Origin of the sequence: Pseudomonas sivasensis (genome assembly GCF_013778505.1) — a bacterium.
GTDB lineage: Bacteria > Pseudomonadota > Gammaproteobacteria > Pseudomonadales > Pseudomonadaceae > Aquipseudomonas > Aquipseudomonas sivasensis.
In genome coordinates, this window is sequence record NZ_JAAOWU010000006.1 from 120265 (window position 1) to 132976 (window position 12712).

The window sequence follows — 12712 nt, forward strand, 5'->3', positions numbered from 1 at the left end:
GAGGTGGGAGGGAGGCGCGCAGGACAGGCCTCGCACGCTGCGGGCGAGGAAGTCACCAAAGATGAGGGGGGAGCCGAGTCGCTTCATGGTTACATCAGTCTCTGACGGCTGAGGCTTGCGTGAGCGCAAGTCCATATTCTTGTATGCGTAAATCGATTCTACACAGCGTAAAGATGTTTGTCCGTACTCTTCATCAAATCCCTATTGCCCTTGCCCGTGCAAGGGGTTTGTTACACAGGTAAATGCCAGCCAAAATGAAGGCACCGCCTATCAGCATGGGCAAGGTCAACGCTTCACCCAGCAATAAGGCGCCGCAGATCACTGCGGTCAGCGGGTTAAGCGCGATAAATACACCGGAACGTGTCGTGCCAATCCGCCGGATGCCGTCGTAGTAACCGATATAAGCCAGCGCCGAGCCGAGCACACCCAAATACAGCAGGCTCAGCAGCTGTGAAGGCCCAAGGCTTGCGACCTCTTTGAACGTGAAGTTTCCTGACAGCGCTGTGGTTGCGGTCAACATCAGGGTTCCCAGCAATACCGACCACGTCACGGTCTGCAATGGCCCCAGGCTTGCGTTCAGCCCGCGGGAAGCCAGCGAATAAACGCCCCACGCCGCCACACAACCAAGGATCAGCAAGTCACCCCACCAACTATGGGCGCCTGCCTGCATCAGCTGAGGGTTGCGACTGACAATCACAGCGACTGCGCCAGCCACGCACAATGCAATCCCTATTACCTTGGTGCGATTCAGGTGCTCTTTGAACAACAACCACGACGCCAGGCCAATCACCGCCGGGTTCAACGCCACGATCAATGACGCCCGCGACGCATTGATGTACTGCAGCCCATAAAAGAAGCACAGGTTGTAGATGAAAATCCCGAAGAACCCCAGCGCCGCCAGTTGCGCAAGTTGCCGAAGACTCGGGCGAGCCAGTGGGATGCGTGCGAAGGCCATGAACAGCAACAACGCCAGGCTCGCCAGGATAAAACGCAGGCTCGCGGCCAGCAGCGGATTGAGCTGATCGGCCAGGTAACGACCAGCGATAAAGGTGCCGCCCCAGATCATGGTGACGGCGGCGAGTTTGCAATAGGTCAGGCGATCCGAAGCGGGGCTCATTGGGTTGGCTCAAGTGAAGGAAGATCTGGGTTATTCTTCTGCTAATGATCAATCATCGTAAAATGAGTATTTGCTCATGACCTTGACCCAACTGGAAATTTTCTCACTGGTGGCCGAACTTCAGGGCTTTACCAGCGCAGCGCACCGGCTGGGCATCAGCCAGTCGGCGGTGTCCCATGCGATCAAGGCGTTGGAGCAAGAGCTCGGTGTCGAGCTGTTCCGGCGCCATCAAAACCTGGTGGAGCCGAGCGAGATCGGCCAGCAATTGCTTGGACGCGCCCGTGCCATGCTCGGCCTGGCCAACACGCTGCAACAGGAAGCCGCAGATGCCCGTGGCATGAAGCGCGGCACCCTGCGCGTCGGCTCGTTTGGGCCAACTGCGTCGATTCGCCTGCTGCCCGGTATCCTCAGCCAGTTTCGTGCAGCCTACCCGGGCATTGAGGTCCACGTGGATGAAGGCCCTGACCGGCAAGTGTTGCAGTGGCTGGATGAGCGGCGGATCGATGTAGGCTTTGTGGTCTTGGAGCAGGAGCGCTTCGACACCTTCGCCTTGTTTGAGGACCAAATGGTCGCGTTGTTGCCTACGGAGCACCCACTGGCCGATCGCGATGCCCTGACTCTGCAGGAGCTGTGTGACGACCCTTTTATTCTCACCGAGGCAGGATCGTCGGAACTGGTGTCCCGACTGTTCGGTGCGGCCCAATTACGGCCCAAGGTGCGGTATCGCTGCGCCCAACTGCTGAGCACTCTGGAAGCCGTCAGTCGCGGGGACGGGTTGAGCATCGTGGCCGAGGCGTCGTTGCCACCGCTGGACGACCCGCGCTATGTGAAACGCCCCCTATCCCCTCGTGTACCGCGCCAGATTGGCTTGGCAGTGCTTGATCGGCGCCAGTCATCACCCGCGACGCTGGCGTTCATCGAGATTGCGCAACGCGGTGGTAGGGCAAGCAATTGTCCACCGAGCCATCTATTATCGAAATAATACTGACCGGCCTGCCGGCGCATCCCCTACTCCGCAACAGGCCGCACAACTCATGCCCCTCACCGTCAAAGGCCCGCGAGAGCCAATCGTCCGCTACTCGATCAGCGCCCTCTGCGGTCTGCTGCCAATCCTGCTCGGCTTGGCCATCCTGTATTGGCAAGCAGAAAGAACCCTTGAGCAAAGCACGGCGCAAACCGCCGAGGAAGCGGTGCGCCAATTCGACCTGATGCTCGATAACACCGCCCTCGCCGCGCAGGCCCTGCTGCCGCTGGCAGGCCAGCCCTGCGATAACGGCACGCAATTGGCGTTGCGCGAGCAGGTCACAAGGCGCCCGTTCGTGCGCGCCACGACGTTGTCCTGGCAGAAGAATATCTATTGCAGCTCACTGTTCGGCAGCAACTATGAGTCGCCCGTAAACCCCGACGACTATGTGGACGGTCGGCTTTGGTTGATGAATGGCAACCCGGTGACGCCGGACACTGCGCTGCTGGTGTACCGACTGGTCGACGGAGGCCAAGGCGCGTTTGCTTCAATTGACGGTTATCACCTGACCAACGCCTTGCGCCTGATCAGCCGCTATGCACAGTTGGTCCTGCAAGTGGGGCCCAACTGGCTGGCTGCCGACGGCAGTGTTCATACCACGGAAGTGCCGAAATTTGCCGTAGCCCATCATCACTTGGCCTCGCAACGCTATGGTTACAGCGTCGACGCCGGCATGCCGGACGGCGAGGTCTGGCGTTACATGCAGGCGCGCTATCGTGCGATGTTCAGCCTGGTGGTGTTCTTTGGCGCAATGGCAGGCCTGCTCGCGCATTGGCTGCAAAAACGCTCCTCGGCACCGACCCATGAACTGCGACGGGCGTTGGGCGCCGATGAGTTCATTCCGTATTTTCAGCCGGTGGTACGCGGCGACACCCGCGAATGGGCCGGCTGTGAAGTGCTCATGCGCTGGCAGCATCCCAAGGAAGGCTTGGTACGGCCTGATCTATTTATCCCGCTGGCCGAACATTCCGGCCTGATCGTGCCGATGACCCGCGCCCTGCTGCGCCAGACCGCCGTACAACTGGCTCCCCATGCGGCACGGTTTTGCCCGGGGTTCCACATCGGCGTGAATATCACCGCCCGCCATTGCCTCGACCTGACGCTGGTGGACGATTGCCGTGAGTTTCTCGCCGCCTTCATACCGGGCCAGGTGACCTTGGTGCTGGAGTTGACCGAGCGCGAGCTGATCGAGCCCACCGATATCACCCGTCGCCTGTTCGACGCCTTGCACCAACTGGGCGTCATGATTGCCATCGATGACTTTGGTACCGGCCACTCAAGCCTGGGCTACTTGCGCAACTTCAATGTGGACTACTTGAAAATCGACCAGAGTTTTGTCGCCATGATCGGTGCAGACGCACTGTCGAGGCATATCCTGGACAGCATCATAGAGTTGTCCGGCAAACTGGATCTGGGTGTCGTTGCTGAAGGTGTGGAAACGGTCGAACAATGCGAATACCTGGCTGCTCACGGCGTGGATTTCCTGCAGGGCTATCTGTTTGGAAAGCCACTACCCAGCGATGAATTCATTAAAAACCTGACCAGCCATTGAATAGCCACGTATTAGCGACGTTGAAATAATGTTAGTAAGACAAAAGACATGATTTACTCGTAGCGGATTAACTACTACAATTTTTCTTGCCTGTGCAGAACTCGCAGGACGACGTCCTCTTTGAGTCGCCTTAACGCTATTGGCTAATAGCTTTGTCTGCAGTTGATATCAGCCAACAACACTATTGGAGTACAGATTTTGTCCAGACTCGCCGAATTTCGCGCAGCAGAAAAAGCCCTTCAAGAGCAGCTTGCCCAGCTGGAATCCCTGAAGAACGATGCTGGCCTGAAGAAAGAAATCGAATTCGAAGAAAAACTTCAAGGGCTGATGAAAACCTACGGCAAAGGCCTGCGTGACATCATCCTGATCCTTGATCCAAACCCGGGCAAGGCCAGCGCTGCTGCTGCCAACGCACCAAAACAACGCCGTGCGCGCGTGGTCAAGGTCTACCACAACCCGCACACCGGCGAGCTTATCGAAACCAAAGGCGGCAACCACCGCGGCCTCAAAGCATGGAAAGAACAGTACGGCGCCGCCACTGTAGATTCCTGGCTTCGCGGCTGATTACACCGCACTAATAAAGAGCCCCGCGTCAGCGGGGCTTTTTTATTCAAGGGTTCGAAACCGAACTTAAATAACATTTCATTTTGTTCAAATTCGACGCGCAACACGCACTTAAAGTTTGAGGCTGTCGCGCACCGAACGGACTTCATCCTTACTCGCCTCGTAAGCATCGGCTTGACCCGCGTATGAGAAAACATACGCTTTATCGGTATCAACAGCTCCCACCAATGTTTGTGAAAGCACGTGCCGTCCATTCTCGGTAATCACACAGGTAGTTTCCATGGCCTCAAGCCGACTCAATGTTGTCGAGTGCATTTTGCTGCAGACACTTTGGTAACCGCTCTGGGCAAAATCTTTCTGGATGGACTTGCGCATTTCCAGCAATACACCCTGAAGATTAACGTTATGGCCCGCCTCAGTCGGCGTTGCCGTCAACTCCATCACCATCAGCGTGTTGCCGTTTTCATCGTTCTTGATTGAACGCTGACGCGAAACCGGCTGTGGCGTTGCCGGCGTTTCACCATCACGCACCACCTCCTCGACTTGCCAGCCGCTGGGCCAGTGGATTTCCGGATCCGCCGCCGAAACGAAAGGACTGGCCAACAGCAGGCATACAGCACTCAACAGCGGTTTACGACGTTCGGTCATGCGAAAGATACCCAAGGTTCAAGCGACAAAGTGTGAGGCCCGCTACCCGCTGATCGCAAGACCCGCGTGACCTTTTTCATTTGGCGCAGCAGGCGGGCCTTGCGTATCATGGCCCGGCTGCACGGATGCCAGCCGCAAGCCAAGGGAACGCTCCTCTCACCTGGAGCCGCGTTTGCCCCATTTTTTTCTGGAGGGCCCATGAGCCTGCACGAACTGAACACTTTCCCGGGCGTCACCGCCCAACCTGACACCGCCACCACGAACTTCGTGTTCAACCACACCATGTTGCGGGTCAAGGACATCACCAAGTCCCTGGACTTCTACACCCGCGTACTGGGTTTTTCGCTGGTTGAAAAGCGTGATTTCCCCGAGGCTGAATTCAGCCTCTATTTCCTGGCCCTGGTGGACAAATCCCAGATCCCGGCCGACGCCGCCGCGCGCACCCAGTGGATGAAGTCGATCCCTGGCATCCTGGAACTGACCCACAACCACGGCACCGAAAACGACGCCGACTTCGCCTACCACAACGGCAACACCGACCCGCGTGGTTTTGGCCATATCTGCATCGCGGTGCCGGATATCGTCGCTGCGTGTGAACGCTTCGAAGCCCTGGGCTGCGATTTCCAGAAGCGCCTGACCGATGGCCGCATGAAGAGCCTGGCGTTCATCAAGGACCCGGATGCGTACTGGGTCGAGATTATCCAGCCCACGCCGCTGTAACGAAAAAACCCCATGAGTGATCATGGGGTTTTTCATTTGCAGCTGGGTAGTTACGCTGGCGCGGAGGTGCGGATCAGGTGATCAAAGGCACTCAGGGAAGCCTTGGCGCCCTCGCCTACTGCAATCACGATCTGCTTGTACGGCACGGTCGTCACGTCACCCGCGGCAAACACTCCGGGCAGTGAAGTTTCGCCACGCGCATCAACGATGATTTCGCCACGCGGGGTCAACTCTACGGTGCCTTTGAGCCAGTCGGTGTTAGGCAGCAGGCCGATCTGCACGAAGATACCTTCCAGGTCGATGGTCTTGAACTCGCCGCTGTCACGATCCTTGTATGCCAAGCCCGTGACTTTCTGGCCATCGCCTTTGACTTCACTGGTCAGCGCACTGGTGATCACGTCAACATTCGGCAGGCTGTAAAGCTTGCGCTGCAACACCGCATCGGCGCGCAGCTTGCTATCGAACTCCAGCAAGGTTACGTGGCTTACGATGCCCGCCAAGTCGATCGCTGCTTCCACGCCGGAGTTACCGCCGCCGATCACTGCCACACGCTTGCCTTTGAACAACGGACCATCGCAATGCGGGCAGAAGCATACGCCTTTGGCTTTGTATTCCTGCTCGCCCGGCACGCCCATTTCACGCCAGCGGGCGCCAGTGGCCAAAATCACGGTCTTTGACTTGAGCGTCGCGCCGCTTTCAAAACGAATCTCGTGCAAGTCACCAGGGTTTTTCGCCGGGACCAGGCTGCTGGCACGCTGTAGGTTCATGATATCCACGTCGTACTGACGCACATGAGCCTCCAGTGCGCTGGCCAGTTTCGGCCCCTCGGTTTCCTGTACCGAGATGAAGTTCTCGATGGACATGGTGTCCAGCACCTGACCACCAAAACGCTCGGCGGCAACACCGGTGCGGATGCCTTTACGCGCAGCATAGATCGCGGCCGCTGAACCGGCTGGACCACCGCCGACGACGAGTACGTCAAAGGCGTCTTTGGCGCTGATTTTTTCGGCGGCTTTTTCAATACCACTGGTGTCGAGCTTGGCGAGAATTTCTTCCAGGCCCATGCGGCCCTGGCCGAAGTTCACGCCATTGAGGTACACACTTGGCACCGCCATGATCTGGCGCTCGTCGACTTCAGCCTGGAACAGCGCACCGTCGATGGCGACGTGACGGATGTTCGGGTTGAGAACGGCCATCAGGTTCAGCGCTTGGACCACGTCCGGGCAGTTCTGGCACGACAGCGAGAAGTAAGTCTCGAAGCTGAACTCACCTTTAAGGGCGCGAATCTGTTCAATCACTTCGACACTGGCCTTCGACGGGTGGCCACCGACTTGCAGCAGGGCCAACACCAGCGAAGTAAATTCATGGCCCATGGGGATGCCGGCGAAACGCAGGCTGATATCGGCACCTGGGCGGTTGATGGAGAACGACGGTTTACGCGCGTCATCGCCATCGGTTTTCAGGGCGATCAGCGTGGTGAGGCTGGTTACGTCCTGCAGAAGGGCAAGCATTTCCTGGGATTTCGCGCCGTCATCGAGGGAGGCGACGATCTCGATCGGCTGGGTGACCCGTTCCAGGTATGACTTCAACTGAGCTTTAAGATTGGCGTCCAACATACGGGCGATTTCCTTTAATTCTGGGTATAAAAAAACGCCCGAGCGAATCTCGCCCGGGCGTTTTTGAGGGCGGTTGCAGCTTACTTGGTAGGTGCGGAAACCCGCCCTTGATGCTTCATAGACTTAGATCTTGCCGACCAGATCCAGGGACGGAGCCAAGGTGGCCTCGCCTTCTTTCCACTTGGCTGGGCACACTTCGCCTGGGTGGGCAGCGACGTACTGGGCAGCTTTGATTTTGCGCAGCAGCTCGGAAGCGTCACGGCCAACACCACCGTCGTTCAGTTCAACGATCTTGATCTGACCTTCTGGGTTGATCACGAACGTACCGCGATCTGCCAGGCCAGCTTCTTCGATCAGCACGTCGAAGTTGCGGGAGATGGTCAGGGTTGGGTCGCCGATCATGGTGTATTGGATCTTGCCGATGGCTGGCGAGGTGTTGTGCCAGGCAGCGTGGGCAAAATGGGTGTCGGTGGAAACGCTGTAGATTTCGACGCCCAGTTTCTGGAATTCGGCGTGGTTGTCAGCCAGGTCTTCCAGCTCGGTTGGGCAAACGAAGGTGAAGTCGGCTGGGTAGAAGAAGAACACCGACCACTTACCTTTCAGGTCAGCATCAGACACGTCTACGAAGTTGCCGTTTTTGAACGCGGTAGCTTTGAACGGTTTTACTTGGCTGTTGATGATAGGCATCGTTGACTCTCCGTCAGGGGTTAAGAAGTTGATGGGGTGAATCCTACCCACTCTTTCCGACGCTGGCTCATTGGCAAACCTGATGCTGACGATTGGTTTTCCCTATCAGGAGACTGTATTAATAGAAGAAATCTCAAAGCAGCGGTTGAGTCGCCAATGTCATGCCGAGGAAGGGCGTCGCTTCAACATAGCGCATGGCGGATTTCATGTCGTTCCAGCCGACATAACTCATCAACGACTTCAAATCCCAGCCGCTGCGATGGGCCCAGGTGGCAAAGCCCCGACGCAAGGAATGGCTGGTGTACTGCTCGGCGGCGATGCCTGCGCGCTCCAGCGCCTGACGCAACAACGGGATCACGCTGTTGGGGTGCAAGCCCTCCTCGCCCAGGTTGCCCCAACGGTCGATGCCCCGGAATACCGGACCACGCACCAGCGCTGCTGCGCTGAGCCATTCGCTGTAGGCCTGAACGGGGCACAGGCGCAGCAGCGCAGGCGTGTGATAGGTCTTGCCGAGGTTGTCGCGGTCACTTTTGCTGCGCGGAAGGTACAGGCTGATGCCGGTTCCGGGTGTGGCCTGAACATGTTCAATGCTCAGTCGACACAACTCATCGCTACGAAAGCCACGCCAGAAGCCGAGCAGGATTAACGCGGTGTCGCGCTTGGCACGGAGCAGGCGCGGCTGATCGTGTGCGTGGGCTGCCTCTTGCGCTTCAGCGTCAAGCGATGCAACCACCTGCTCCAAATGCTTGAGCTGCAATGGCTCGGCCTGCTTCTCCTGCACAGGGTGCACGGCGCGAATACCCTTGAGCACTTTGCGCACCACGGGGGCTTTGGTCGGGTCGGGGAACCCCTGGCTGGTGTGCCATTGCGCAAGCGCCGACAGCCTCAGCTTCAGCGTGTTAACCGCAAGCACGCCCGCATGGGCCGCCAGATAGCGCGCCACGCTGTCACTGGTGGCCGGCAGAAACCCGCCCCAGCTGACTTCAAAGTGCTCAATCGCCGCGCGGTAGCTACGGCGTGTGTTGTCGCGGGTGGCAGCGTTGAGATAACGATCAAGATCGCTCATGGGAGGCCTATTCGTACTGCGGGCATGCGTTTCTGCGCGTGAAGCGCTTATGACGCGGGATAATACGCCAATATCCCATCTGAGAAAGCTTGATTTTTAAGGACTTTATATTCGTGATATAGTACGTATATACATACCATGTACCACAATACTAAATCGACGGAGACCCCATGGCTCGCGGCGGCATAAACAAAGCAGTAGTTCAAACGGCACGCCTGGCGATCCTTGCCCGCGGCGAGAACCCAAGCATCGACGCAGTACGCATCGAAATGGGCAATACCGGTTCGAAAACCACGATCCATCGCTACCTGAAGGAGCTGGACGACAGCGAAAGTCGCCTAACCATCACCGAAGCGCCGATTGACGACGAGTTGGGTGAACTGGTTTCGCGACTGGCTCAGCGCTTAAAGGAGAAGGCTCAAGAGCCGATTGACCTGGCCTTGGCGCAGTTCGAACAGCAGAAAGCCGCCCTACTCGCCGAGCTCGACGCGCTTCAAGAGGCCCACGGCCAACTCAAGCAGCAATTCGATATTCAGGCCGCGGCGCTGGCCGAAGAAAGCGCTGCGCTGCAAACAGCCAGTACCAGCCTTCAGACCGAGCAAACCCGTAATGCAGGGCTTAGCCAGGCGTGCAGTGATTACGAGCTGAGGATTAGCGATAAGGACGAACAGATTCGCTCACTGGAAGAAAAGCACCTTCACGCCCGCGACGCGCTGGAGCACTACCGCAATGCAATCAAGGAGCAACGCGAGCAGGAGCAGCGGCGCCATGAAGGCCAGCTGCAGCAGGTACAGGCGGAACTGCGCCAGGCCCAACAAAGCGCTATGGTGCGCCAGGATGAGATCACTCAACTGCATCGCGACAACGAGCGCCTACTGATCGAGCATCGGGTGACGGCGAAGGAATTGACGACGCTGCAGGAGCAAACCCGCAAAGATCAAGCGCAGCAGGCGAAGCTGAGCGAACAGATGAACCAGATAGATAGCGAGCGCGCCCTGCTTCAAGAGCGTCTGCGGGTAGCCGTGCTGGAAAGCCAGTCACGCCAGGAAGCACTGACCGAACACCAGCACGCCAACAAGACCCTGGAACTGGACCTTATCAAGGCTCAGGCCAGTATCGAGGCATTGCGACTGGCGGCCGTCGTTGCAACGGCGCCAGAGGCAACGCCTAAAGCCTGATCAGTCCGCCACAGGCGTGCGCATGGTGACGAACTCTTCCGCCGCCGTAGGGTGCACGCCGATGGTTTCATCGAAGTGACGCTTGGTGGCGCCGGCCTTGAGCGCAATCGCAAGGCCCTGGACGATCTCACCGGCGTCCGGGCCGACCATATGGCAACCCAGCACCTTGTCGGTGTCGGCATCAACCACCAATTTCATCAGGGTTTTCTCCTGGCAATCCGTTAGGGTCAACTTCATTGGCCGGAAACGGCTTTCGAAGATCTGCACCTTATGGCCGTTCTTTTTCGCCTCTTCTTCCGTCAAGCCGACAGTGCCGATATTCGGCAAGCTGAATACCGCCGTCGGAATCATTGCGTAATCCACCGGGCGATATTGCTCAGGTTTGAACAAACGACGCGCCACGGCCATGCCTTCAGCCAGCGCCACCGGCGTCAGCTGCACGCGACCGATCACATCACCGATAGCCAGGATTGACGCTTCGGTAGTTTCGTACAGGTCATTGACCTGAACAAAGCCACGCTCATCCAACTCGACGCCTGTGTTTTCCAGCCCCAGGTTATCCAGCATCGGACGCCGGCCCGTGGCGTAGAAGACGCAATCAGCTTCCAGCACACGACCGTCCTTCAGGGTGGCCTTAAGACTACCGTCGACTTGTTTTTCAATGCGTTCGATATCGGCATTGAATTGCAGGTCCAGGCCACGCTTGGTCAGCTCTTCCTGCAGGTGCTTGCGCACCGCACCATCAAAACCACGCAGGAACAGATCGCCGCGATACAGCAGCGACGTCTTAGCACCCAGCCCATGGAAAATACCCGCGAACTCAACGGCGATATAACCACCACCAACCACCAGCACGCGCTTGGGCAGCTCTTTAAGGAAGAACGCCTCGTTGGAGCCGATGGCGTGCTCACGCCCTGGAATATCCGGAATCTGCGGCCAGCCGCCAGTTGCGATCAGGATGTGTTTGGCGGTGAAACGCTCGCCATTGATCTCCACTTGATGTGGATCAACCAAGCGCGCATGCCCTTCATGCAGGGTCACGCCACTGTTGACCAGCAAGTTGCGGTAGATGCCATTGAGGCGGTTGATCTCGCGATCCTTGTTGGCGATCAGCGTCGCCCAATCAAAATTCGCCTCCCCAAGGGACCAGCCAAAGCCACTGGCCTGCTCGAAGTCTTCGGCAAAATGCGCGCCGTACACCAACAGCTTCTTAGGTACGCAGCCCACGTTAACGCAGGTGCCGCCCAAATAACGGCTTTCCGCCACGGCTACCTTGGCGCCAAAGCCCGCAGCAAAGCGCGCCGCACGAACACCGCCGGAACCGGCGCCAATCACATACAGATCAAAATCGTAGGCCATTTCACTCTCCTCGGCAGGACATCAGCATACCGACTTACATGGGGCTGAAAAACGAAAAAGCCACCCGAAGGTGGCTTTTTAGCAGCGGGCAAGCGTGAATCAGTAAGCCTTGCCAGTCTTGTAGAAGTGCTCGTAGCAGAAGTTGGTTGCTTCGATGTAGCCTTCGGCGCCACCGCAGTCAAAACGACGACCCTTGAACTTGTACGCGATCACGCAACCGTCTTTGGCCTGCTTCAACAGGGCGTCGGTGATTTGGATTTCACCACCCTTGCCTGGCTCGGTTTCTTCGATCAACTTGAAGATGTCCGGAGTCAGGATGTAACGACCGATGATCGCCAGGTTCGACGGTGCATCTTCAGGCGCCGGCTTCTCAACCATGTCGCGTACGCGGATCAGGCCATCACCAATGTCGTCACCGGCGATCACGCCGTACTTGTTGGTCTCTTGAGGATCAACTTCTTGAACCGCAACGATGGTGCAACGGTATTTCTGGTACAGCTTGACCATTTGGGTCAGTACGCCGTCGCCTTCCAGGTTCACACACAGGTCGTCCGCGAGCACCACGGCGAACGGTTCGTCACCGATAAGCGGGCGACCGGTCAGGATGGCGTGGCCAAGGCCTTTCATCTGGGTCTGACGGGTGTAGGAGAACGAGCACTCGTCCAGCAGCTTGCGGATACCGACCAGGTATTTTTCCTTGTCGGTGCCCTTGATTTGGTTTTCCAGCTCGTAGCTGATGTCGAAGTGGTCTTCCAGGGCGCGTTTACCACGACCGGTAACGATGGAGATTTCGTTCAGACCGGCATCCAATGCCTCTTCGACGCCGTACTGAATCAGTGGCTTGTTTACCACCGGCAGCATCTCTTTAGGCATGGCCTTGGTCGCTGGCAAGAAGCGAGTGCCGTAACCGGCTGCTGGGAACAAGCATTTCTTGATCATATAAGTCCTTACAAAGGGCTGTGCGTACGGAATTCGGCGCAGTCTAATCACGCCGCAGTCACCTTACAATGGGTCCTGCTGGCGTTGCGATGTCAACATAGAGAAAAAATGTCGGCGTAAGTTCCACTTATCTTACGAAGAACGTTTGCACCGCCACGGCAAAAAATGCCCCGCGCCCCTGTTTAAAAGAGCGTAAACCCTTTTAGCACGCTTTCAAGGCCGGAACACTGCCTTGGAATAAC

At 57.5% G+C, this 12712-nt stretch carries 12 protein-coding genes; 5 read left to right on the top strand and 7 right to left on the bottom strand.

All coding sequences use genetic code 11. The features are described from left to right. Positions 1-193 precede the first annotated feature (193 nt). Positions 194-1117, bottom strand: a complete 924-nt coding sequence (locus G9Q84_RS13035) for a DMT family transporter (protein ID WP_181643474.1) — start codon at positions 1115-1117, stop codon at positions 194-196. Between the two features lie 76 nt (positions 1118-1193). Here G9Q84_RS13035 and G9Q84_RS13040 point away from each other — a divergent pair, with 76 nt between their 5' ends. From G9Q84_RS13040 to G9Q84_RS13050, 3 genes are all read left to right on the top strand, one after another. Further along, positions 1194-2099, top strand: coding sequence for a LysR family transcriptional regulator (locus G9Q84_RS13040; RefSeq protein ID WP_181643475.1), 906 nt, complete (start codon positions 1194-1196; stop codon positions 2097-2099). A gap of 52 nt (positions 2100-2151) precedes the next feature. Beyond that, positions 2152-3693, top strand: coding sequence for an EAL domain-containing protein (locus G9Q84_RS13045; RefSeq protein WP_181643476.1), 1542 nt, complete (start codon positions 2152-2154; stop codon positions 3691-3693). A gap of 198 nt (positions 3694-3891) precedes the next feature. Further along, entirely contained in the window at positions 3892-4257 is a 366-nt protein-coding gene (locus G9Q84_RS13050) for a histone-like nucleoid-structuring protein, MvaT/MvaU family (RefSeq protein ID WP_032885697.1), read from the top strand. Positions 4258-4368: 111 nt separating this feature from the next. On the opposite strand, the gene G9Q84_RS13055 is transcribed toward G9Q84_RS13050, so the two are convergent. Beyond that, a complete protein-coding gene (locus tag G9Q84_RS13055) occupies positions 4369-4905 on the bottom strand; it encodes a DUF4946 domain-containing protein (RefSeq protein WP_181643477.1) in 537 nt (178 codons plus the stop codon). Between the two features lie 198 nt (positions 4906-5103). On the opposite strand from G9Q84_RS13055, the gene gloA reads away from it, so the two are divergent. Next, entirely contained in the window at positions 5104-5625 is a 522-nt protein-coding gene (gene gloA, locus G9Q84_RS13060; protein ID WP_032885699.1) for a lactoylglutathione lyase, read from the top strand. Between the two features lie 50 nt (positions 5626-5675). Here gloA and ahpF read toward each other — a convergent pair whose 3' ends face one another. The 3 genes from ahpF to G9Q84_RS13075 all read right to left on the bottom strand — a co-directional run bounded on the left by ahpF (position 5676) and on the right by G9Q84_RS13075 (position 8994). Next, positions 5676-7241 (bottom strand): alkyl hydroperoxide reductase subunit F, encoded by a 1566-nt coding sequence (ahpF, locus tag G9Q84_RS13065; protein ID WP_032885700.1) that lies wholly within the window; start codon positions 7239-7241, stop codon positions 5676-5678. A gap of 123 nt (positions 7242-7364) precedes the next feature. Continuing rightward, complete coding sequence (gene ahpC, locus G9Q84_RS13070; RefSeq protein WP_032885701.1) at positions 7365-7928, bottom strand: alkyl hydroperoxide reductase subunit C; 564 nt, start codon at positions 7926-7928, stop codon at positions 7365-7367. Positions 7929-8061: 133 nt separating this feature from the next. Further along, a complete protein-coding gene (locus tag G9Q84_RS13075) occupies positions 8062-8994 on the bottom strand; it encodes a site-specific integrase (protein ID WP_179178952.1) in 933 nt (310 codons plus the stop codon). A gap of 170 nt (positions 8995-9164) precedes the next feature. Between G9Q84_RS13075 and G9Q84_RS13080 the strand changes: the two genes are divergently transcribed. After that, complete coding sequence (locus G9Q84_RS13080; RefSeq protein WP_181643478.1) at positions 9165-10172, top strand: DNA-binding protein; 1008 nt, start codon at positions 9165-9167, stop codon at positions 10170-10172. Here G9Q84_RS13080 and gorA read toward each other — a convergent pair whose 3' ends face one another. Next, positions 10173-11531, bottom strand: a complete 1359-nt coding sequence (gorA, locus tag G9Q84_RS13085; RefSeq protein WP_181643479.1) for a glutathione-disulfide reductase — start codon at positions 11529-11531, stop codon at positions 10173-10175. It abuts the gene before it with no gap. A 99-nt stretch (positions 11532-11630) separates the two neighbouring features. After that, entirely contained in the window at positions 11631-12470 is an 840-nt protein-coding gene (galU, locus tag G9Q84_RS13090; protein ID WP_003212579.1) for a UTP--glucose-1-phosphate uridylyltransferase GalU, read from the bottom strand. Positions 12471-12712 lie beyond the last annotated feature (242 nt).